Below are 23,360 nucleotides of genomic sequence, written 5' to 3'. Positions count from 1 at the left end.
AATTGAGTCTCTTTTTTTTATATCATGAGGTGAGTTAGATGTTAGATTTGATGAAACAATATAATGATAGTATAGAGAAGATGATTAAAATCCTAAGTTTATTAGTAGGAATCTGTTTTGTTTGTATGCTATTTATTTTTGAAATTAGCTTTTCTGATGAGGAATTGAAGTTTTTTTTAATTCTTGGTTGTGTTTCGCTTTTAACAGGGATTGGGTTTATGGTTAGTAAAATTAAAAAAGAAGTTTTTGATTGTATGTTGTTTGTGATGACGGGACTGTTTTTAGGAATGGTTAGTGGAGGTGCATATTCACTGATTTTTATGATGGTTTGTTTGTTTATTACAATTATTTATGGACGTCGTGCTGGATTATTAAGTAGTTTTTTATGTTCAGGTATTCTTTGGTTTTTAGAAACTAATTATTTTGGGAGCATTAGTTTGTTGATGGTGAGTTATTTTGTGGGGGGCTGGCGTGATTATTTTTATCAATCTCGTGATTTTTTAACAGGTGTGCTGAGTGAATCTTGTTTTGATGAGGTGTTAGAAAGTTTTATTTCTAATAATCGGATGTTTTCATTGATTTTTGTTAGGATGGATGATGAGGGTTATCCACAGGTAGAAAAGAAGATAGCACGCATATTAAATAGTCAGTTTACGTTTAGATATGGATTGAATGGATTTATGGTTATTTTGCCGGATGCAGATAAGGGAAAATCGGTGCAATGGCTTGAGGAAAGAATTTATGAAATCAAAGAGGTTGAGTTAAAGAGTGGGATTGTGTACTACCCTGAGGATGGGGTGAATTTAGTTAAGAAGGTTGAGGATATTGTAAATAGTGAGGAATGTTTACATCGGTATGCATGGATGATGAGACATATGAATGGGATAGATAGTGATGTGGTGACGGCGATTAAGATGTTGATGGGATTTTTGCGTGTTTGGGATAGTTATACGTATGGTCATGTGATGCGGGTTGTTGAGTATAGTCAATGTCTTGGACGTGAGCTTGGAATCAGTGATGATGAGGAAAGTCTTTTGGTTTGTGGGGCTTACTTACATGATATTGGGAAGCTTGATATGGATCAGTTTATTTTGAATAAGCGAATGCCACTTGCAGAGAATGAGTGGCTAAGATTGAAGTCTCATGTTGAACAGGGGGTAGAACTGATTCAGTTATTTGAGGAGTTAGCTCCGTTTAAGATGTTTATTAGACATCATCATGAACGTTTTGATGGACGTGGATATCCTTCTCGTTTAGAAGGGGATGAAATTCCATTTTTGGTTCGAATTTTAGCAGTAGCGGATAGTTTTGATGCGATGACTTCAAAGCGATCTTATAATCACCCAATGAGTTATAAGGAGGGAATAACTGAACTTCGTCGATGTAGTGGAGCTCAGTTTGATCCAGTGGTTGTTGAAGCTTTTGCGAATGTGATTGAAAGGGAATATTCTTTTGGGAATTGAAGATATTAAAGATGAGGTGAATACTATGGATAGTAAAGAGTTTCATATTGCGAATTTAAGTGATGATAAGTTACGTGAATTAAAACGTGTTGAGGCGGAGTTGGCTGAAAAATTTGGAGCAGATTTAGTTTTAATTGCATGGCAAAAAAATTAAAGGATTAAACTGTAAAGTTTAATCCTTTTTTTGTGTCATAATTTGAATTTTATTGTTGGAAAAGGTTGATAACTTCAATGGTTGGAAGTATACTTATTAAATCAAAAGTAAATTTTAAATAAGGAAGGTAGAAATTATGAAGAAGAATACTGGAAATCTTGGCTCGTGTAGCTCTAAAAATTTAGGAGGAGTTTTAAAGTTTGTGATTCCTTCGTTACTGGGTGTATTTTTATTTATGACACCTATTTCTATTGGTGGAGAGATTACGATTCCTGTTGCGGTTTTATCGAAGTGGGTTCAATCGACGTTTGCAGATGTATTACCGATGGTTTTATTATTATTAGTTATGATTACAGCGGTTGGAACATTAGTGACCAAGATTTTTTCACCGAAGTTTATTATTAAGAATGATTTTTTAAATACGTTGTTTAATGTAACACCTGTTTGGTTTGTTATTCGTATGTTAGCGGCTGTATTTATTGTGATGGCTCTTTATGAGGTGGGATTTGCACCGATTTATTCAGGAGATACAGGCGGACTTGTTTTATATGATTTATTACCGATTTTATTTTCTGTCTTTTTATTTGCAGGGTTATTCTTGCCGTTATTATTGAATTTTGGATTGTTAGAGTTTATTGGAACGTTATTATCTAAAATCATGCGTCCTGTCTTTAATTTACCGGGGCGTTCTGCGATTGATTGTATTGCTTCCTGGCTTGGAGATGGGACGATTGGTGTTTTATTAACGAGTAAGCAGTATGAGGATGGTTTTTATACAAAGCGTGAGGCAGCTGTTATTGGAACAACATTCTCGTTAGTATCAATTACGTTTAGTTTAGTCGTTATTGATACGGTTGGACTGAGCCGTATGTTTTTACCTTTCTATTTTACGGTAACCGTGGCGAGTTTAGTGGCAGCCATTGTTTTACCCAAATTACCACCTTTATCGAAGAAGCCAGATATATTCTTTGATGGAACTCCAAAAGAAGATGATGAGGTTATTCCAGCGGGATCAAGTAGCTTTTCACATGGTTTAAACCAGGCTATTAAGAAGGCTAAGGGGCAGGATTTAGTTAAGGTTGTTTTTGTGGATGGATTTAAAAATGTTTTAGATATGTGGTTAGCAGTTATTCCAATTGTTATGGCGGTTGGAACGATTGCATTAGTGGTAGCAGAGTACACTCCATTATTTAAAATTTTAGGATTACCATTCTATCCAGTTTTATGGTTATTACAGGTTCCAGAGGCGATGGCAGCATCTCAAACGCTTGTAGCGGGATTTGCTGATATGTTATTACCATCGATTTTAGCTTCAGGGATTGAGAGCGAGATGACTCGATTTGTAGTCGCAGCTGTTTCTGTTTCACAGTTAATTTATTTATCTGAGGTTGGAGCATTGTTGTTAGCATCAAAAATTCCGGTAAGTTTAAAAGAATTATTTATTATTTTCATTCAACGTACGTTGATTACTTTACCTGTTATCGCATTAATTGCACATTTAATTTTTTAATTTAAAGCTCACTTTATGTGAGCTTTTTTTGTATGTATTTTCAGGTAAAATCCAAAACTAATATTGAAAACGATATTTTATGTGGCAGAATTGTATAAAATGATTAGTTAACTAATAGTTAGTTGACTAATCAAATAGGTAGAAGTAATATAGAATTAGATTAAAGCGAGGTGACATGATGGATAGTAATGAAGTAAGAGATTTAGCAAAACTGTTATCTCATGTTATTCGTCTTCAAATGGTGACTGTACATAAGCGAATGGAAGAACAGGGTTTTTGTCGTTCACAGCCAGGAATTATTCATGTTTTAAGTAAACATGATGGAATGACACAAGTAGAGTTAGCAACTAAATTGAATGTAACGCCTGCTACTATTAGTGCGATGCTAAAACGTATGGAGCGAGATCAGATGATTGAGCGACGTCGTAGCCAAGAAGATCAAAGGGTAACACATGTTTATTTAACTGAGCATGGAAAACAACAATCAGATGTGGTTGAGAAAATTTTTGATGAGATGAATCAAAAAGGGTTTGGTAATTTTACTGATGAAGAGTTAAAGCAAGCTAAAAATATTTTCCAAAAGTTAATAGACAATTTGGGTGATATTTCATGTCAAGGGAGGTATAAAGGATGTTAAAATTATTTAAAGGTTTAAAGCCTTATTGGTTAATGGTTGTTGGAGTATTAATTTTAGTATTTATTTCAACTATGACTGACCTTGCATTGCCAGATTTAATGTCTGACATTGTCGATACTGGGATTGTTCAAGGGGATGTTTCGTACATTTTAGGACGCGGAGGAGTAATGCTTGCTGTTGCTCTTTTAGGAACAGTCTGTATTATTTGTAGTAGTTATCTTTCTTCGCGAATTGGGATAGGATTTAGTCGTGATTTAAGAAAGAAAGTATTTGAAAAAGTTGAATCTTTTTCACTGACTGAGGTCAATACTGTCGGAACGGCATCGTTAATTACAAGAACAACAAATGATATCAATCAAGTTCAACAGGTTACCATTATGATGATGCGTATGATGTTAAGTGCTCCGTTAATGATTGTTGGAGCATTGATTATGGCGCTTCGTAAGGATGTTGGGTTATCAACGATTATTTTAGTGGTTATTCCAATTATCGTTGTTGTTATTGGTGTTATTGCCAAGTTTACAATGCCAATGTTTGAAAAAATGCAAAAACGTATTGATAAGTTAAATCTTGTTGTTCGTGAAAATTTAACAGGGATCCGTGTAGTACGCGTATTCAATAAAGTTGATTTTGAACAAAAAAGATTTAATCAAGCAAGTTCAGATTTATCACGTGTTGCAACGACAGCTAATCGTTTAATGGGATCTTTAATGCCATTAATGATGTTAATTTTAAATATATCAATTGTTGCTGTTCTTTGGTTTGGTGGAATTCGTATTAACGAAGGAAGTTTCCAAGTCGGTGATTTAATGGCGTTTATTCAATATTTGACTCAAGTTCTATTTTCAATGTTAATGTTGACGATGATGTTTGTGTTAATCCCACGTGCTCAAGCATCGGCTGTACGTATTAACGAAGTATTAGAGATGGAATCTCCAATTCAAAATCCAGCTAATGGAGCACAACCTTCATTAAAGGGTGTTGTAGAGTTTAAAAATGTTGCGTTTGGATATGAAGGAGCAGAAGAACATGCGATTTCTAACATTTCATTTAAAGCTAATCCAGGTGAAATAACGGCGATTATTGGTGGAACGGGATCAGGTAAGTCAACTTTATTGAATATGATTCCTCGCTTCTATGATGCGGCTGAAGGAGAAGTTTTAGTAGACGGAGTCAATGTTCGAGAGATGAATCAAGCTTTATTACGTTCAAAAATCGGTTATGTTCCACAAAAGGCTATTTTATTTACAGGAACGATTCGAGATAATATTCGATATGGTAAAGAAGATGCGACTGATGAAGAAATTAAGCATGCTTTAGATATTGCCCAAGCAACAGACTTCGTTTCTAAGATGCCAGACGGATTAGAATCACCGATTGCTCAAGGTGGGACAAATGTTTCTGGTGGGCAAAAACAACGTTTATCAATTGCTCGCGCTATTGTTCGTAAGCCAGAAATTTATTTATTCGATGATAGTTTTTCAGCATTAGACTTTAAAACAGATGCACAGTTACGTGCAGCATTAAAGGCAGAGACAAAAGAGGCGACAGTGATTATTGTTGCTCAACGTGTAAGTACTGTTATGGATGCCGATCGTATCTTAGTTATGGATGAAGGACGCATTGCAGGGTGCGGAACACACGAAGAACTTTTAGCAACAAATGAAATTTACCAACAGATTGTTGAATCACAACTTAAACAAGGAGAGGAGGAATAATTATGGCGGGACCTATGGGACGTGGCCCACATGGTGGAGCAACTGAAAAAGCAAAAGATTTTAAAGGAACGTTATCACGTTTAAGTAAGTATTTAAAACCTTATCGTGTAGGTTTAATTGTTGTAATATTAGCAGCCATTACAAGTGTCATTTTCTCTATTGTTTCACCTAAAGTAATGGCGAAGATTACAAATGAATTATTTCGCCCAATTCAGGAGTTAATGACTGGAGTTAAAAATCCAACTCCGATTGATTTCAGTTATATTTGGAAAATTATCTTAATTTTAATTGGATTATATGTTTTAAGTGCGGCCTTTAGTTATTTACAACAGTTTATTATGGCTGGTATTTCACAAAAAGTTGTCTATGACTTACGTGAAGAGATCGATCAAAAGTTAGCTAAACTACCGTTAAAATTCTTTGATTCACATACACATGGAGAATTATTAAGTCGTTTTACAAATGATGTGGACAACATTAGTGCGACATTGCAACAATCAATTACTCAAGTTATTACTTCAGTAACAACGATTATTGGGGTATTAATCATGATGTTATCAATTAGCCCGTTATTAACATTGATTTCGATTATTGTCGTACCTCTATCGGGAATTTTAATGATGCAAGTTGTAAAAAAATCTCAAAAATATTTCATCGGTCAACAACGTACATTAGGTGAATTAAATGGTCACATCGAAGAAATGTATACAGGTCATAATGTTGTTAAAGCATTTGGCCATGAGAAAAAAGCTATTGCAGAGTTTGATGAAGTTAATGATCGTTTATACGAAGTGGGATGGAAAGCTCAATTTTTATCTGGATTAATTATGCCAATCATTAGTTTTATCGGAAACTTAGGATATGTATTAGTGGCTGTAGTTGGTGGAGTTTTAGTTACAAAAGGACGTATCTCTATTGGAGATATTCAAGCTTTCATTCAATATAGCCGTCAGTTTACTCAACCAATGGCACAAGTTGCACAGATTTCAAATATTATTCAGTCAACTGTAGCATCTGCAGAGCGTGTATTTGAATTATTAGATGAAGAAGAGTTAACGGCTGAAACAGCTCAACCAGTAAAACTTGACAATCCTCGTGGTGCTGTTGAATTTAATCATGTTAAATTTGGTTACCGTGAAGATAAAATCTTAATTCAAGATATGAATATTAAAGCTGAACCTGGTCAAATGGTGGCTATTGTAGGTCCAACTGGTGCAGGAAAAACGACATTAGTTAATTTATTATTACGTTTTTATGAAGTGAACGATGGACAAATCTTAATTGATGGTGTCGATATTAACGATATGAAACGTAGTGATTTACGTAAGTTATTTGGAATGGTCCTTCAAGATACTTGGCTATTTAATGGAACCATTCGTGATAATATTGCTTATGGAAAAGAAAATGCAACAGATGAAGAAGTTATTGCGGCAGCTAAAGCGGCACATGCTGATCACTTTATTCGTGTTTTACCAGATGGTTATGACACAATCTTAAATGAGGAAGTATCAAATATTTCTCAAGGTCAGAAACAGTTATTAACTATTGCTCGTGCTTTATTATCAGATCCTGAGATTATGATTTTAGATGAGGCTACAAGTAGCGTTGATACTCGTACTGAGTTACAAATTCAAAATGCGATGAAAACTTTAATGAAGGGTCGCACAAGCTTTGTGATTGCTCATCGTTTATCCACTATTCGTGAAGCAGATATCATCTTAGTTATGAAAGATGGCGATGTTATTGAACAAGGAAATCATGATACATTAATGGCTGCAAATGGTTTCTATGCTGACCTTTATAATAGTCAGTTTAGCAACGACGAAGAATAATCAAAAAGGTAAGTAATCTAAGTTGATTACTTACCTTTTTTAGAGTTATTTTGTCGGAAAAATAGGAATGATATATGCTCTTTTTAGGAAAAATTGCGATATAATAGGAAATGAGTAGCATATCTTATGACCTTATCTTTAAGGAGGGGGACCCATTGATTTTTGATACGCATACCGATATTTTATATAACATAGTTGCAAAACGATTAAAAGGTAAAAGAGGTATTGTTGAAGATTACCATATTCCAGAACAGTTAGAAGGTAACATAACAGGGGGAATTTGGACGTATTTTACAGATGTTGAGCATTTATTATGCGATGATTTTGATAAAGCAATTGGATATATACTAGAGGAAGTTGAACAATCACCAGATGTTCAGATTGTTAAATCACAGGATGATTGGGCTGATCATAAGGTAAATGTAATTCTTGGGCTTGAAAGTTTAGCACCTATTCAGGACTTAAATCATTTAAAAAAGATATATGATTTAGGATTTAGACATGCCATGTTAACTTGGAATGAAGTTAATCATTTTGGTTGTGGAGCTTTTGCGGATAGTGATACTGGTTTAACAGATTTAGGATGTCAGGCAGTAAAGTTAATGAATGAGCTTGGGATGGTTGTCGATGTTTCTCATGCCAGTATTAAAACGATGACTGATATTTTAGATGTCACAACTGAGCCTGTTATTGCTTCCCATTCGAATTGCTATGCTTTAAGAGGGCATCGACGTAATTTAACGGATGGCCAAATTAGAGGGATTGCAGAAACCGGTGGTGTGATTGGGGTTACAGCTGTGCCTGATTTTGTGCATTCAGATGAGTATACAATTAAAGCAATGGTTGATCATATTGATTATATTAAGAAGTTAGTTGGCAGTAAGTATATTGCGTTAGGTTTTGACTTTATGAACTATTTATCAGAAGATGGCGTGAATGCCAACTTATCAGACTGTGGTAGTGCAAAAGAGGCACAACTTATTATTGATGAGTTGATGAGTCGAGGTTATAGTAGTATGGAGATTGACGATATTACGCATGTAAATGCTAAGAAAGTCATTAATCGTATTTTGAAACAATAAGGAAAGGCTAGTCGTTTATTTACGACTAGCCTTTTTAATTAGTTTTTTTGAAAGTGGGATGATAGCACCTAAGCAGGCTACACCGATAATCACGCATTTAAAAGCTTTAAAGAGTGGATGTTCATCAAAGTAAAGTTGATAGATGTTCATTTCATTTTCTTCGCCTACAAAGGTGAATTGTAGCTTTTGGACGAGATTTTGGGATGGGATGTTTTCATAGTGACATTTTGCAATAATGGATTTGACTTCTCGATGAGTCATAGCCCAATCAATTAGGGCATTAATAGCTTCTGTTGCGTATCCTTTGCGGCGTTTAGCTTCGATTATTTCATATCCAATTTCGATTTCACCCTCTTGATTTGGATTTCCCTTGTATCCACCATCACCAATGACTTGGTTTGTTTCTTTTTCAATAAAAATCCAAGATGTAAATCCGATTTTTGGTGGCATGAAAAGGTAGAGTTCATCTTTCATCCACGTTAAGAGTGTGCGATTATCTTCTGTTAGCCACTTCGCTGTTGAAAATTCTGTTATTTCATTATTTAGTATTTGCCCGATGAGTGTGTCCGTTAGTGGGTATAAAATGAGATGTTCTGTTTCGAGTTTCATGTTAAACTATGCTCCTTCGATTTTTACTTAATTCTATGATAGCATGAAATGGGTGTTATTGATGATTGTCTTTTTTGATTGTGATGAAATAATTGTTTCCATTATTGCATCCAAAAGAACTTTTTGTGATTTTAGGAATAATGAGTGTTCCTACGAGTATTCCTAAAATAAAGTAATGAGTTTTAACTGGAATTTTTTCTTTTCGTTTCATGTGTTAGTCTCCTTTTCTATGTGTTATACAAAATGTATGACCCAAAGGTTAAGAGTATGAAAAAAAGAGCCTGTGGCTCTTTTTTTAGTAACGGTTAAATTTAAATAGTTCAAATTCTTTTGGATTTTTACCTGTATAGTCTTGTGAGATTAATTTAGCCCCAATTAATGAATAAAGGATTCCATTTGATCCAAATCCTAAGTTAAAGTAGGCTCCAGGGTAATCAGGGTGTTTACCGATGAATGGAAGTCCGTCTTTTGTGTCAATAAAGATTCCGTGACACCAAGAATCTGTTTTGATATTTTCAATTTGTGGGAACATACGACGAACTCGGCGTAGTAGTTGGTGATATTGTTGTAATGCTTCAGGATCACGATCCCCCATTGTGGCGATTTCATCTTTTTCGTTTTTGATTTCAAGATCTTCTCCACCGATAATAATACAGTTATCCATTGTTGGACGAAGATATGTGTATGGTTTTTCATCATTTCGAATTAGACATTCTTCTCTCCATCCATTTAGTGCTGATACCGGTTTTGATACGATTGAGAATGTACGACTAAGTGTATAGAATGGATCTTCTTTTTTAAACCACGTTAAGGCATCGTAACCTGTACAAATTGCTACTTTGTTTGCTGTAATGGTAAAATCATTTTCTGTTGTTAGGATGACTTCACGTGATGATAAATTGTAGTCAACGACTGTTGTTTGTTCAAAGACTTGAAGACCTTTTTTTACATTATAGTCGATGAGATCACGTGTGAATTTTACAGGGTCCATGATAGCACCACCATAATGTGAGAAAATTCCAGCTTCAAAATTAAAGCTAAAATCCTCTTTATTATTTTCAGGAGTGAAAAGTTCGCAATGAATTCCGATTGCTTGACGAGATTTACATTCTTTTTCCATGTAATCTAATTTAGTCGGATTTTCAGTATAATAGAAGCATGGTTTGAATGAGAAGTCACATGCACTGTTAATTTCTTTAACGATTTGACTGATTTCCATTACAGCTTGGTATCCAAATAAAAAGGCCTGTTGTGCCTGTGTTTCACCAATTAATGAAGAAAGTCCTGTTAAATCGTTATCGATTTCGTATTGTAAAAGAGCTGGTTCTGCGCTTGTCGCATTCATTGCGATTGTATTTTTTTCAATTAAAGCGCAACTGATGTTTTGTTTCATTAGATAATGTGCCGTTAGTGCACCTGTTATCCCACCGCCAACGATGACAACATCCGTTTTTAAATCATGTGTTAATCTAGGATAAGGGACTGTTTCTTCGTTTTTTCGTGTCCAGATTGGACTATCACCTATAATTCTCATAAAAATCACCTCAAAAAAAAAACTAAAATTAGTTTGAGTTAAAAGTATATAAAATATTTGCACAAATTACAAATAGTATAAGCAAGAATTGGGAAGATGGAAAAAAATACTTGATAAAATTGCTCATTTTGGAAGCTTTTGAAGTGGATTTGAAGAAAAAATAGGCTTTTTTTATAATTGATACGACGTTTATAGGTTAATTTAATTTTTTGGTGATATAATATTAAGTTGAGAAAGTAGATTGGGAGTTTTAGGAGTGATGCTATGAAGTCGGGTTGGATGAAGGGGACTGTGATTCTGACTGGAACGGCCTTTTTTGTGAAGCTTTTGAGTTTGCTTTATAAGGTGCCTTATCAGAATCTAGCTGGAGATGAAGGTTTATATGTGTTCCAACAGGTTTACCCCTTGATTGGTATTTATACAACGTTGAATGGGATTGTTTTACCGACGATTATTTCAGAGTTGTTGTTAACGTATGGATACAGTGAGGATATTAAGCGATACATCAGAAATTCGTTATGGTTTTTTGGATTAGTATCGTTTGGATGTTTATATTTAGGAAGTAATGTAATTGCATATTTAATGGGAGACTTACAACTGAGTCTTTTAATTAAAGTGGTAGGATTGGCCTTTTTATTAGTTCCGACTTTATCATATTTACGAGGTGTTTCTCAAACAAGGGCAGAGACCATTCATGAAGTTGGATACTCGACAACGATTGAGCAATTAATTCGTGTAATGGCCATTGTGTTCGCCTTGTTTATGTTACAAGGACAGAGCGTGTATCGATTAGCTTATTTTGCTTATTTAGGTGGATTAGCCGGACCTTTAATGGCGATTGCTTATTTATGTTTGAAGAAGCCAAAGGATCAACCGCAACAGTTTTTAAAGTTAACTCATCGTCCGCATTTCTTTAAGAAAAGTGTGTTTTTGTTTTTAAGTGCCGGAATTTTAATTATTTTTCAATTGATAGATAGCTTCTTTGTATTTAACTCACTTGTGGATAGTGGAGTTCCAGCTCTTGAAGCAATGAAATTAAAGGGAAGTTTTGATCGTGGATTACCAATTGTTCAAACAGCAACAGTCTTTACGAGTGCGATTGTCTCTTCAACGATTCCTCAGATGGCCGGTCTGACAGATATAAAAAAACGTAAGAAGGTATTTAATTTTGCGTTATTCTTAGTTCTGTTATTATCGATTCCTGCCTGTGTGGGATTATTTAGTGTGGTAGATGAATTGAATATTGCTTTGTTTAAAGATAATAGTGGAGTAGAGGCGCTAAAGATTTTAACGATTCAAATTTTGTTCTATCCGTTTATTTTCTTAAGTACGGCTGTAATGCAACAGGAGGGGCAGTATTCGAGGTTAGTGATGTCAGTATTAGCGGGTATCCTAGTTAAGATTGGATTGACCGCCCCATTAACGATGGAGATGGGGATTAGCGGAGCTGCTATTTCTTCTGTAGCGGCACTTGGAATTATGGCAGTCATTAATTTATTCCAATTTAAGAAGATGATTTATCGCCAATCTATTTTAACGTTGATTAAGGTTTTGTTTTCAACGCTTGGACTTTGGATGACGCTGGATTATTTAGGACCACAGATTCCGACGATTTTATCGGGAATGGATGATGTGCGAATGTATAATGTGATTTCATTAGCGATCCAAGTGATGGCTGGTGTAACTGTTTATGGATTGATAATGGGAATTTTCTTGATGACGACTAAGGTAGCGGGAAAAGGTGCGAAACGACGTAAAAAGAAAGCGAAAAATGTAAAGAGTATAGCAAAAGTATAAAGATAGATGAAATAGCTTACTCTAATGATGAATGATTATTTCAACAATTATATATAGGTCTAGATAAAATTTTTACAGTTGAAAAACTTTTAATTGGACTATAGGATATAGGGTCTAAGGACTGAGATTGAATAAAAAAATTAAAAAATATTTCTGTTTATAATAGAAAGGGGCAGCATGAATGATTTACATTGTAGGACTTGGAGCAGGAGATGAGTCTCAATTAACGCTAGGCGTTGTGGCAAAATTAAAGTCTGGATTACCTTTATTTTTAAGAACGAAAGAACATCCAATGATTAATTTTTTAGAGGAAAATGGAATTGAGTATCGCGCATTTGATGATATTTATATTAAGCATGATACATTTGAAGCTGTTTATGAAGAGATTATTGAAATAGTAAAAGAGGAAGCTAAAAAAGGTGACATTATTTATGCAACTCCTGGTCATCCATGTGTGGCTGAATATGCAGTAAAACGATTATTAGCTGAAGCTGAAGCTGTTGTTTTAGGTGGGCAAAGCTTCCTAGATCCAATGTTTGCGGCATTAGCAATCGATCCGATTGAAGGGTTACAAGTGATGGACGCCTTAGATTTTGACTATGAAGCAATAGCTCCTAAACAACACCTAATTGTTCCACAAGTATTTGATCAAATTACAGCTTCAAACTTAAAAATAGATTTAATGGAAGTTTACGACGATGAATATGAAGTATGCATTGTTCGTGCAGCAGGAAGCAACATCGCAGAACTAAAATGGGTAAAATTATACGAACTCGATCACAACTTCAAACTCGACAACCTAACAACAATCTATGTACCACCTCTAAAAGGCTAAGACTTTATAGAGCATTTGGTTGTCGAAGCTGGATTGAATAAAAAGCTGAGATGCGGGCTTAAATCACAGTAAAAGCCAAAAATTATGTAGGATAATCGTTAACTAGGTAGTAATAAATTTTAAAGGTGACACAAAAGATAAAGTAACGAAAGGAGAATAGATATGCGTTTAGATAAGTATTTAAAAGTTTCACGCTTAGTGAAACGCCGTACGCTAGCTAAGGAAGTAGCGGATAAAGGGCGTATTGAAATTAATGGAAAAGTGGCCAAATCAAGTACAGATGTTAAACTTGGTGATGAATTAACACTTTATTATGGAAACAAGATTTTAAAAGTACGTGTAACTGATATTAAGGATTCAACTAAGAAGCAAGATGCAGCTTACATGTATGAAATCATCTCTGAAGAACGCATTGAACGTCCATCATTAGATGAAGTAACAGGAATCGAAATATTTGAATGATAAGAGTAAAAGGCTGAGAGAGACGGTTAACTGCGAACAAAAGTTGACATTCACCGAAGTGCTATGTGTTGAGCACAAGAGTGAATACAACTTTATGGAGGAGTTGTCTCTTGGAGCTAGATTGAGTAAAAAGCTGAAAACACCGATTAATCCTACGTAAAAGTCGTATCGAATGCTATTGACTCGCTTTATGAGTCAATAGGCATTTGAAGACTTTATAGGAGGATTGGTGTTTGAAGCTGGATTGCGAGTAACCCTAATTAACCTCTTCTACTCCATACAAAATAGGTAGAAGGGGTTTAATTAGGATAAATGGTCTTATAATCTCAAAAATTCGATTAGACCGTCTAAAAGGCTGAAAACCCCTTTTAACTTATAAAACGTGAAGCTAGTTAATTAAAATAGGCTATCTCCTAATTTGGAGGTAGCCTATTTTTTTGAAATCTCGACAGGTATTTTCTAAGGATTAAGAATTATGGTTGATTAAGTTTTTTTTCATCGGATTTTTGCATTTGAATTGAGTTAGGATTCGCTATTATTTTACGATTTTTTTTTATTATGTTACGGATTTTTTTGAAGATGTCGGATATCATCGGACGGTTATGATATTTTTTAATATGTAATTTGGAATATTGCCTTTATAATTTAGTCAAAAGGGAGGCATATGTTATGAAGAAGTTTTTAATGATGGTGATGATGTGTTTATTAGTAATGGTAACGGGATGTAGTTCAAATCCAAAGACTAATGAAATAGTAAATGAAGAACCAGAAGTTTTAGAGGAAGTAGAAAAAGAGGAACATCCAGTTGAAGAGGTAGCGGATGATATAGAAGAGGTTTCAATTAATATATTAGTACCAAGTGGTTCGACTGCTATGGCGATGGCTCATTTAGCAAGTGAGTTACCAGAACTTGATGAAGGAGTTAAATGTATTGTAGAGCCGTATGTTCAAGGTAGTGATCCGTTATTAGCGGCTTTTACTTCTGAGACAGCTAATGTGATTGTAGCGCCGACTAATTTAGGAGCAACGTTGTATCAGAAGGGGGTTCCTTATCAATTAGCAGCAACGATTGTTTGGGGGAATTTGTATTTAATCAGTAGTGAACCTATGACAATCGAGGAGTTGTCTGGTAAAACCATTACGGCGTTTGGTCAGGGAAGTACTCCTGATATTGTCTTACAAACGGTTCTTAAGGAAAAAGGATTGTTAGATTCAGTTGAGATTGAGTATTTGAATAGTGTGACTGATGTTCAGTCGATGTTTGCTGCGGGGGAAATTGAGATAGCGGTTATTGCGGAACCTTCTTTATCGGTTTTGAAGACGAAGGTTGAGAATGCTAATTTGGTAGCTGATTTTCAAGAAGAGTGGAGAACTCTTTATGATGTGACGTCTTATCCACAGGCGAGCCTTTTTGTTCACAGTGATTTAATTGAAAATAATCCAGGAGTTGTGGAGTCACTATTAGCACAGGTAGCGGCAAGCGTTAATTTTGCAAATGAGTCTCCGAATGAAATGGCGATTGAGGCTAATGCAACAGGGCTTGAAACGCCTGAAGCTATTATTGCCGCCTCTGTTCCTAATTCACATTTAATTTTTAAAACGGCTAAAGAGGCGCAGGATGAGATTAATTTATATTTAGAAAAACTTTATGAGTTTGATTCGAAAACGATAGGTGGAGCATTACCGGATGATGATTTTTATTATTTAGATAATGATAAATAATTTTTGGAATAAATGAGGTAGATTTGAACATATTATAAACGGTGATAACTTGAAATTCGGTTTGGTAGCCGACTTGTTTTGTAGGGGAAAGACCACCTACCAAGTTATTGTCACTTAGCACTTGAATATGCATTTCAATCTGTTGTTTAACTTAACGTTCATCAGTTATTGGTGATTTTTGTGAATTCAGTTTGAGAGCATTATTCGAGTGCTTTTTTTATTATTAGATGCACTGGGGGGGAGTACATGAAAATATATACTGTTATTTCGATGTTTATTGTTTTAGTCGTTTATGAATATTTTTCATTTTCGGTTGGAAAGCCATTAATTCTCCCATCTGGTGAATCTATTTTAATGGAGATTTTTACGATTATAAGAGGCACAACATTTATTGAAATTATTTCAGTCACAGTTGTTAGGACGCTTGTAACTTTTGTGTGTATTTTAGTTTTATCTTTAGTTGTTGGCATCTTAGCGGGTTATTATAAAGTAGTTGCGGCGTTGTTAAATCCGGCGATGATATTGCTCCGGACGATTCCGACGGTTTCATTAATTTTAATTCTCTTAATTTGGTTTGGTCGTGATTTAGGACCGACGATTATTGTGGGATTAGTTATTTTTCCTATTATTTATGAGTTGGTAGTCGGATCAATTAAAAAGGTAGATAGTGATTTGAAAGATGTGTGTCTATTATTTGGATGCACAATATTTGAAAAGTTTTTTGCGCTTTATTATCCTAATTTAATTTATGCTTTAAGTAGTGGTGTACAGGCAACGCTCGGTCTTGCTTTTAAGGTGATGGTAATGGCAGAAGTTATGGCTCAAAGTCGGATTGGAATTGGACAGGCACTTAATTATGAGAAGACGTATTTAAATATGGCTGGAGTTTTTGGATGGACGATTATTTTAATTTTGATTGTGATGATATTTGATTTTTTAATTAGTATGATAATGAAGTTTTTATTAAGAAAGTTAGAGTAAATTAACAAAAAACTATTTTAATTGATAAAAAGTGATTTTAATTTCAAAGAAATCTGTCATTTTGTTAGAACAACGAGTGAGATTAAGCATAAAATAAAAGGTAGAAACAATGACTTCTTTTCCTTTAGTTATATTTGTTGTTAATATTACATAACTTTTATTGATAACAGATAATGGAGGGAAAAGAGACTATGAACATTTATGAGAAAGAATCGTACATGAAACAGAAGCCAAGCACTTTACTTGGTCACCACCAGGTTATGATGAAAGAACGTAAATTGATGGATGTGACAGGTATAACCAAGTTATTAAGTTTTGATAGTGAGTTGTTTACTATTGATACAACAATGGGGATTTTAACTGTTAGGGGAATGGATTTAGAATTGAAAAATCTTGATCTTGAAAAAGGAGAGCTATCGATTATTGGGTATATCACTGGATATGAATACGATGATTTTCAAACAGTGGGGGAAGACTCAAAAGGAATCTTTAGCAAATTATTTAGATGAGTCTAAATACACAATTCGCCTTAATGATTCATGCTATTTTGTACGGAATTTTTATTGGAATAACGTTTGATTGTGTGACGATTGTTAAGAATCAATTGTTTAACAAAATCGTCCAAATAGCATGGATTATTCTATATTGGACTATCCAAATCCCCCTCACATTCATATATATTTATAATGTTAATGAAGGTATTTTTCACCTGTACATATTACTTTTCTTAGCTTTGGGTGTTATTCTATATTATAAGTTTATGAGACAAAATCTGCATCATGACCTCGAAATGTTGGGAGAAAGCCTGTTTATTGTAGCAAAGTTCATTAAAAAATTGGTTATTATCCTAGTTATTTCACCCATTATGTTTATTTACAAGCTTGTTTCTGATATAATAATTGTGTTTCTTAGAATTTTAAAGCTTATATTTTACACTCCTTTTGCTAAGTTAGGAATTTGGTTTACGAAGAAAAAGAAGGTGAGACGACGTGGCAAGAAAACTAACACTAATAACGAAACAGAATCGAAAAATTAGAAGAAAACAATTTTTTAAACGCTTTTTAACACTGACTGTTTTGGTTGGAATTATGGTCACTACTGGTTATTTTATGTATACAGAGCGTCTTACTAAACTTTCCGAAGCTAAAGCACTACTTGCTGAGTATGAAGAACAATATTCAGAGTTATCTGAAAAAGAGGAATATTATCGCGATGAAATAAGCAAACTTGAGAATGAAGACTATATTGCTCAACTTGCCCGCGAGAAGTATTTTAAATCCGAGGAAGGTGAAATAATCTTTAAGCTTCCAGAAGATTCACAGGAATCAAACGAAAATTAATTAATATAAATATTATGAGGAGGACTGTCGATTTTTATGTCAATCACAGCTGGTCAAAAGTTAAACGGTAAAATCACGAGTGTTAAGAAGTTCGGTGCATTTGTGGAATTAGAAAATGGTAAATCAGGACTTGTTCACATCAGTGAATTATCTGAAAAATTCGTAGAAAAAGTTGAAGATGTTGTTAGCGTTGGTCAAGAAGTAACTGTACGCGTTAAAGAGGTAACACCAGAAGGGAAAATTAACCTTTCAATGAAACCTGCACGTCCAGAAAGACCTGCACGTCCAGCTTTAGACTTAGACAAGGCAATCACTAATTTCTTAAAAGATAGCGATGAGAAACAAACTAGTCTTAAAAAGAATTTAAAAACTCAACGTCGTCGCTCTAACTAATTAAGACGATCTTAGTTTAAAATATATATTTAAACTCCACTTCAAATCGAAGGGGAGTTTTTTTATGCCTAATTAAAAGGAGATGGATATCCATCTCCTTTTAATTAGTATTCTTTTTTAGTGACAATTTTAACTGATGTCATATATGATACGTAGCTTCCAGCAATCAGAATAAGGGTGGCTATTATACAGATGACTGGTAATAGAGCATTCAATTGTTCTTCTGATGGGAAAGGAATGCCTGTTAAAGCTAAGACTTTACTAATAATAAGGATTAAAACGGTTGGAATCGCAAAGATAGCTAAAAGCATGATGCGGCTACGTTCTACTCCATATTTAAAAATAAGAGGAAGTAGGATAAGAATCATGAGAATCATAATTCCTGTGCTTCCAATTATTGAGGCGACCAGATCCCCAAGTATAAAGCTCCCTTTAAAGAGGCTAAGTAGAGAAGTTAAAATAAATGAGAAAACTCCCCCAAAAATAATAAAAGAAATTCCTAAAATATATTTACTTAAAACAAGTTGCTTTTTGGTAATAGGTAACGATAGAGCGTACATATTCCATTTAGAGTAATCATCGTATGAGAATGTTGTAAGGATTTGCATTGCAAATAAAATGGTAATCATGCCAGAAAGAAATGTTGGATTTAAAGTTGAAAATAAGAGTGTGTAGAATAGACACATGATAATGATTGTTTTTAAATTTTTACGCAAATTTAATAAGTCTTTTAAGATAAGTCCTTTCATTATTTCATTCCCCCGATATAAATAAGCATTAAATCTTCGATACTTGGCTGATCCATAATTAGATTTCGGTATTTAATCTCCATTTTTTGTTTATCTTTAACGAGTATTTCATAAATTTGCCCAGTTTTTTTGCTGTGGATAATATCTATTGGATCAATTTGTGTTAGTTCTTGCTCACGACATTTAATAATGACATAGTCATTTAATAATGCATCTTTTGATTCGGAAAAAATGATATTTCCTTCATGGATAAACGTAATATAGTCTGCTATTTTTTCAAGATCAGAGGTGATGTGGCTTGAAATTAAGATTGAATGTTCTTCATCTTGAATAAAATCTAAGAAGATATCTAAAATTTCATTACGTACAATCGGATCAAGGCCGCTTGTCGGTTCATCTAAAATTAATAGTTTGGGATGATGAGCTAGTGCGGTGGCGAGAGATAATTTCATCTTCATTCCACGAGAGAATTCTTTAATGATCTGATTTTCAGGAAGTTTAAATTGCTTCAAATACTGATTAAATAGGGGAGTGTCCCAATTTTGATAAATATTTTTCATCATTGTATTAATATCTTTAGCTTTTAATTGATCAGGAAAATGACTTTCATCAAAGACGATTCCGATTCGTTGCTTAATTTCTAGTTCATATTTTGAATGATCTAGTCCAAATACTTCGATTGAACCACTATCTTTATTAATAAGATTTAAGATTGATTTAATGGTGGTACTTTTCCCAGCTCCATTTTCTCCAATTAAACCAACGATGTAACCTTTAGGTACAACTAAATTAATATTATTGATTGAAAAATTGGGATAGTTTTTAGTTAATCCTTTCACGTTAATGGCGTGTTCCATTTTTATACCTCCTCATGGTATAGAACATTTAAGATTTCAGTTAATTCTTCGTAAGAGATACCACAGCTTTTTGAAAGTGAGACAGCCTTTGTTAAATAATCTTCGATTTGTCTTTGTTGTTCTTCTTTAAGTAGATGGGAGTTGTGAGTCGCAACAAAACTCCCTTTTCCTACAACCGTTTCAATGAAGCCATCGCGTTCTAAATCTTCATAGGCTCTTTTTGTTGTAATGACACTGATGTGTAGAGTTTTAGCTAAGGCTCTCATTGAGGGAAGGGCATCGCCTTCTTGTAAAGCCCCGGTCATGATTAGATTTTTAATCTGAGATGTTATTTGTTCATAAATTGGTTTCTTACTTGAGTTGCTTATAATGATTTCCATTGCATCACCTTTGTTATATTGTATATACAGTATATATACAATATATTATTGCTACAATAAAAAGTCAATAGGATTTAAAAATTTGTTTACATTGGTAATAGTGGGTGTTATAATCCAGATTTGTTGCATTTAAGGAGAAAAAAATTCAATAAATAATGAGGAGAAGAAGATGAATACGTTAGAGATTGATAAAAGAAGTTCATTGTTTAAATTAACATGGCCTATATTTATCGAGTTAGTGTTACAGATGTTGGTTGGAAATGTGGATCAGTTTATGATGAGCCAGTATTCTGAGAACTCTGTTGCAGCAATTGGAAATGTTAATACGATTATGAATTTTGTGACGATTACGTTTAGTATTGTAACAATGGCTATTACGATTATGGTTACACAATATTTAGGGTCAAGGAATAAAGAAAAGGTATCTGAAATTTATACGGTTGGAATTTTTACGAATTTAATTTTTAGTTTGATTATTAGTGCAGGATTATTTTTAGGCAGTGACGCGATGTTTAATGCTTTAAAGATGCCAACTGAATTAATGGCTGATGCTAAAGTGTATTTAAATATTGTTGGAGGACTGATTTTCTTACAAGCTTTATTTATGAGTTTCTCTGCAATTTTTAGAAGTAATGGTTTAATGAAGCAGGGAATGTATGTTTCAATTATTGTGAATGTATTAAATATTGTTGGAAATGCTCTGTTACTTCCTTCAATGGGAATAGCCGGAATTGCAGTTTCGAGTGTATTTAGTCGCTTTATTGGAGTTATTTTAGTGTATCGTGTATTTGTTAAAAGTGTTTCGGGGGATTTACATATTAAATATTTAAGGCCATTTCCCCGTGAGACGTTTAAACAGTTAATTCGAATTGGGTTGCCTGCTGGTGGAGAAAGTGTGGCGTATAATGTTTCACAAATGATTATTTTAACGTGTGTGAATATGTTAGGAACAATCGTTATTACGGCGCGTGTTTATGCAAATATGATTGCGTGGTTTTCATTTTTATATTCATCGGCTGTTGCACAAGCGAATCAGATTATTGTCGGGCATTTAGTCGGAGCAAAGGAAGAGGACGCGGCATATCAACGTGGGCTTAAGACATTATGGCCGGCAATGGCAGTTACACTCGGGGTATCAATTACGGTTTATATGTTTAGTGATGTGATTTTTGGGATTTTTACGAGTAATCAAGAAATTTTAAGTTTATTAAAGACTATCACGTTCATCGAAATATTTTTAGAATTAGGACGAGCTGTGAATTTAGTTTTGGTTCGTTCAATGCAAGCAGCGGGAGATACGCAGTATCCGGTCTATGTCGGGATTTTATCGATGTGGGGTATTGCGACGCTTTTATCATACGTATTCGGTATTGTATTAGGATGGGGACTTCCTGGTATCTGGATAGCGATGGCTCTTGATGAATGTGTCCGTGCAATTATTTTCCTAGTTCGTTTCAAACGTGGTGGATGGCGAGGAAAAGCTGTTATTTATTAATATTAGAAAGGTCACTTTATCGTAGATAGAGGGACCTTTTTATTTGGACAAAATTTAACATTTAATATCAAAATTTAAAAATGAGCATTTATTATATGCAAGTTTGAGATTTTTTATTCTACTTTCTACTTAACGTTACAAAGGTTTTAACATCAATTACTGCCGAGTGCTGTAAAACAAAGTCAAAAGGCTGAATAATTTTTAAACTCTCTGACGAAGAGGTGCTAATTCTGTCTTTCAAAAGACTAAAACACTCCAACAAAGTGACAAAATATCAACTTGCAGGGTGGTAATATAGGCTTACGAATTGAGCCCGGGGGGACAATTGGTTATTCTGTAGGAGGAGAGATGTTATGGAACTTGTATCGAAAATGAAAAAGACATTTTCGCCAAGACCAAAACGCGAGGCTAAAGAGAAGTTGAATATTTATACAATTAGCCAGCTATTCAATCAATTGGTTAACTTTCAACAGTTAATTAAATCGATGTATGAATTCATTGGTCATGGTCAGTTGATTAAAGTTGATGTCATCATGGATTGTATCCGTATGGTGATTGATCAAATGATGCAATCAATCATGTATGATCGTCATGATTTTGAACTTCAACTTAATCGTATTAAGGAGGAGCTTGATAAGCTTCATGTGCGGTGTGCAGATATTAAGATTAAGAGTTTATATCCTAGACTCATCAAGATGGATTTAGTTATTAATTCACCCCCGAAAGAGTTGACGCTGTTGTCCATTCAAACGATACTAGAGAGTATAATGAATGAGCCACTTCGGTTAATTGTTGAGAAAACAAAAGGTAAACAAACAAAAATTAAAGTTTATTCATCGAACTTATTTAAAATTGATCACGCTGTCTCCTATGTTGGAAAAGATGGAAATAAAATTTCAGGTGATAGCTATATGTATGAGAATTTCAGTAATGGTCAAACCTTTATTGCAATAAGTGATGGAATGGGAAATGGAGAAGCTGCCCATAAAGAGAGCTCAGAAGCTCTTAAAATTTTAAAATGTTTGTTAAGTTTTAATATCCCTGTTAAAACAGCCATCCAAACCTTACAACAATTACGACAACATTCCAATACAGAGGAACGATTCTTTTCGTTAGATATTTGTATGATTGACCGAGAAAGACAAAGAGCCATGTTTTATAAAAACGGCGCAACCCCAACATTCTTAGTGCGTGATCATCAAATAGAACTAATCAATTTAGCTCAACTACCCGTTGGAGTTATGGTAGATCAAGTAGTCGACCATGTAACGTTAAATTTAGAAGATAATGATATTTTAATCATGTGCAGTGATGGAATCATTGAACAGTATGGAAATATCGAACAATTAAAACAGACAATTTTATATCAAGTTGACAAAACGCCAAAAGTATTGGCTAAGAGTTTGTTACAACTAACCGTTAATAAAAATAAAGGAAAAATAAAAGACGATATGATGGTATTAGTCGTTCAATATCGTAGACAATCGATAGTTCAAGCGCAATATGCATCATAAAACTTTAGCAAGATAGATAACAGGAAGATAGATGAGATTTCTTTATGGCTGGCAACATAAAAGAAGCTCGTCTATCATCTAAACTAATTAATTTTATCTGTTTTCAGTGAAATGTTGAGTGTTAATACATGTATCCAATGGCAATGAGGTATTTAAATTTGTGTGAGGCAAGTCATTAGCCTTAAAAAATGACAATAGGTGTGTAAAAAATCCAGAAAAAAGTGTGTGTGTAAATCAAAGTGTGCGAGGCAAGTTGCTGGCCTAAAGCAGTGACAATAAGTGTGTGTAAAATCCAG

24 protein-coding genes are annotated in these 23,360 nt (G+C 34.1%); 18 read left to right on the top strand and 6 right to left on the bottom strand.

The genetic code is table 11. From position 1 onward, the window contains the following. The first annotated feature begins 38 nt into the window (after positions 1-38). The 7 genes from HMPREF9402_RS08975 (at position 39) to HMPREF9402_RS08950 (ending at position 8,396) form a co-directional block, all read left to right on the top strand. A complete protein-coding gene (locus HMPREF9402_RS08975; protein ID WP_009607168.1) occupies positions 39-1,463 on the top strand; it encodes an HD domain-containing phosphohydrolase in 1,425 nt (474 codons plus the stop codon). A 25-nt stretch (positions 1,464-1,488) separates the two neighbouring features. Continuing rightward, positions 1,489-1,617 carry a hypothetical protein gene (locus HMPREF9402_RS14910; protein WP_009607163.1) on the top strand — a complete coding sequence of 43 codons (129 nt, stop codon included), beginning with the start codon at positions 1,489-1,491 and terminating at the stop codon, positions 1,615-1,617. 136 nt (positions 1,618-1,753) lie between these two features. Next, positions 1,754-3,127 (top strand): YjiH family protein, encoded by a 1,374-nt coding sequence (locus tag HMPREF9402_RS08970; RefSeq protein WP_009607180.1) that lies wholly within the window; start codon positions 1,754-1,756, stop codon positions 3,125-3,127. Positions 3,128-3,305: 178 nt separating this feature from the next. Next, the gene (locus HMPREF9402_RS08965) at positions 3,306-3,764 is read left to right on the top strand and encodes a MarR family winged helix-turn-helix transcriptional regulator (RefSeq protein ID WP_009607176.1); all 459 of its coding nucleotides are present in this window, start codon (positions 3,306-3,308) and stop codon (positions 3,762-3,764) included. Next, positions 3,758-5,482 (top strand): ABC transporter ATP-binding protein, encoded by a 1,725-nt coding sequence (locus HMPREF9402_RS08960; protein ID WP_009607165.1) that lies wholly within the window; start codon positions 3,758-3,760, stop codon positions 5,480-5,482. The genes HMPREF9402_RS08965 and HMPREF9402_RS08960 overlap by 7 nt, the downstream gene beginning before the upstream one ends. Positions 5,483-5,484: 2 nt before the next feature. Then, positions 5,485-7,314, top strand: a complete 1,830-nt coding sequence (locus HMPREF9402_RS08955; protein ID WP_009607162.1) for an ABC transporter ATP-binding protein — start codon at positions 5,485-5,487, stop codon at positions 7,312-7,314. 155 nt (positions 7,315-7,469) lie between these two features. Next, positions 7,470-8,396 (top strand): dipeptidase, encoded by a 927-nt coding sequence (locus tag HMPREF9402_RS08950; protein WP_009607172.1) that lies wholly within the window; start codon positions 7,470-7,472, stop codon positions 8,394-8,396. Between the two features lie 15 nt (positions 8,397-8,411). On the opposite strand, the gene HMPREF9402_RS08945 is transcribed toward HMPREF9402_RS08950, so the two are convergent. From HMPREF9402_RS08945 to HMPREF9402_RS08940, 3 genes are all read right to left on the bottom strand, one after another. After that, entirely contained in the window at positions 8,412-9,005 is a 594-nt protein-coding gene (locus tag HMPREF9402_RS08945; RefSeq protein WP_009607178.1) for a GNAT family N-acetyltransferase, read from the bottom strand. A 55-nt stretch (positions 9,006-9,060) separates the two neighbouring features. Continuing rightward, entirely contained in the window at positions 9,061-9,216 is a 156-nt protein-coding gene (locus HMPREF9402_RS14585; RefSeq protein ID WP_006783199.1) for a hypothetical protein, read from the bottom strand. An 84-nt stretch (positions 9,217-9,300) separates the two neighbouring features. After that, positions 9,301-10,539, bottom strand: a complete 1,239-nt coding sequence (locus HMPREF9402_RS08940) for an NAD(P)/FAD-dependent oxidoreductase (RefSeq protein WP_009607166.1) — start codon at positions 10,537-10,539, stop codon at positions 9,301-9,303. A 264-nt stretch (positions 10,540-10,803) separates the two neighbouring features. On the opposite strand from HMPREF9402_RS08940, the gene HMPREF9402_RS08935 reads away from it, so the two are divergent. From HMPREF9402_RS08935 to HMPREF9402_RS08895, 9 genes are all read left to right on the top strand, one after another. Then, positions 10,804-12,336 carry an oligosaccharide flippase family protein gene (locus HMPREF9402_RS08935; protein ID WP_009607169.1) on the top strand — a complete coding sequence of 511 codons (1,533 nt, stop codon included), beginning with the start codon at positions 10,804-10,806 and terminating at the stop codon, positions 12,334-12,336. Positions 12,337-12,517: 181 nt separating this feature from the next. Then, positions 12,518-13,171: an SAM-dependent methyltransferase gene (locus tag HMPREF9402_RS08930; protein WP_006783202.1), complete on the top strand. Its 654-nt coding sequence runs from the start codon at positions 12,518-12,520 to the stop codon at positions 13,169-13,171. Between the two features lie 162 nt (positions 13,172-13,333). Then, a complete protein-coding gene (locus HMPREF9402_RS08925; RefSeq protein ID WP_006783203.1) occupies positions 13,334-13,633 on the top strand; it encodes an RNA-binding S4 domain-containing protein in 300 nt (99 codons plus the stop codon). 669 nt (positions 13,634-14,302) lie between these two features. After that, positions 14,303-15,355, top strand: a complete 1,053-nt coding sequence (locus HMPREF9402_RS08920; RefSeq protein WP_009607170.1) for an ABC transporter substrate-binding protein — start codon at positions 14,303-14,305, stop codon at positions 15,353-15,355. A 246-nt stretch (positions 15,356-15,601) separates the two neighbouring features. Then, the gene (locus HMPREF9402_RS08915; RefSeq protein WP_006783205.1) at positions 15,602-16,336 is read left to right on the top strand and encodes an ABC transporter permease; all 735 of its coding nucleotides are present in this window, start codon (positions 15,602-15,604) and stop codon (positions 16,334-16,336) included. Between the two features lie 191 nt (positions 16,337-16,527). Then, positions 16,528-16,845: a sporulation protein YabP gene (yabP, locus tag HMPREF9402_RS08910; protein WP_006783206.1), complete on the top strand. Its 318-nt coding sequence runs from the start codon at positions 16,528-16,530 to the stop codon at positions 16,843-16,845. Then, positions 16,842-17,372, top strand: a complete 531-nt coding sequence (gene yabQ, locus HMPREF9402_RS08905; RefSeq protein ID WP_006783207.1) for a spore cortex biosynthesis protein YabQ — start codon at positions 16,842-16,844, stop codon at positions 17,370-17,372. Before yabP ends, yabQ begins: the two co-directional genes overlap by 4 nt. Then, positions 17,326-17,676: an FtsB family cell division protein gene (locus HMPREF9402_RS08900; RefSeq protein WP_006783208.1), complete on the top strand. Its 351-nt coding sequence runs from the start codon at positions 17,326-17,328 to the stop codon at positions 17,674-17,676. Before yabQ ends, HMPREF9402_RS08900 begins: the two co-directional genes overlap by 47 nt. 36 nt (positions 17,677-17,712) lie before the next feature. Next, positions 17,713-18,069 (top strand): S1 RNA-binding domain-containing protein, encoded by a 357-nt coding sequence (locus HMPREF9402_RS08895; protein ID WP_006783209.1) that lies wholly within the window; start codon positions 17,713-17,715, stop codon positions 18,067-18,069. Between the two features lie 104 nt (positions 18,070-18,173). On the opposite strand, the gene HMPREF9402_RS08890 is transcribed toward HMPREF9402_RS08895, so the two are convergent. From HMPREF9402_RS08890 to HMPREF9402_RS08880, 3 genes are read right to left on the bottom strand one after another with little or no spacing between them, the layout of a single operon-like run. Beyond that, positions 18,174-18,818: an ABC-2 transporter permease gene (locus HMPREF9402_RS08890; protein WP_006783210.1), complete on the bottom strand. Its 645-nt coding sequence runs from the start codon at positions 18,816-18,818 to the stop codon at positions 18,174-18,176. After that, a complete protein-coding gene (locus tag HMPREF9402_RS08885) occupies positions 18,818-19,675 on the bottom strand; it encodes an ABC transporter ATP-binding protein (protein WP_009607177.1) in 858 nt (285 codons plus the stop codon). The genes HMPREF9402_RS08890 and HMPREF9402_RS08885 overlap by 1 nt, the downstream gene beginning before the upstream one ends. Positions 19,676-19,677: 2 nt before the next feature. Further along, positions 19,678-20,055, bottom strand: a complete 378-nt coding sequence (locus tag HMPREF9402_RS08880; RefSeq protein WP_006783212.1) for a GntR family transcriptional regulator — start codon at positions 20,053-20,055, stop codon at positions 19,678-19,680. Between the two features lie 169 nt (positions 20,056-20,224). Between HMPREF9402_RS08880 and HMPREF9402_RS08875 the strand changes: the two genes are divergently transcribed. Together HMPREF9402_RS08875 and HMPREF9402_RS08870 are read left to right on the top strand one after the other, a co-directional pair. After that, positions 20,225-21,550: an MATE family efflux transporter gene (locus HMPREF9402_RS08875; RefSeq protein WP_006783213.1), complete on the top strand. Its 1,326-nt coding sequence runs from the start codon at positions 20,225-20,227 to the stop codon at positions 21,548-21,550. Between the two features lie 353 nt (positions 21,551-21,903). Beyond that, positions 21,904-23,064, top strand: a complete 1,161-nt coding sequence (locus tag HMPREF9402_RS08870) for a SpoIIE family protein phosphatase (protein ID WP_009607164.1) — start codon at positions 21,904-21,906, stop codon at positions 23,062-23,064. Positions 23,065-23,360 lie beyond the last annotated feature (296 nt).

The organism is Turicibacter sp. HGF1 (assembly GCF_000191865.1).
Lineage (GTDB): Bacteria > Bacillota_I > Bacilli_A > MOL361 > Turicibacteraceae > Turicibacter > Turicibacter sanguinis.
Note: the sequence above shows the minus strand (reverse complement) of the source record. Positions and strands in the feature narration are given on the sequence as shown.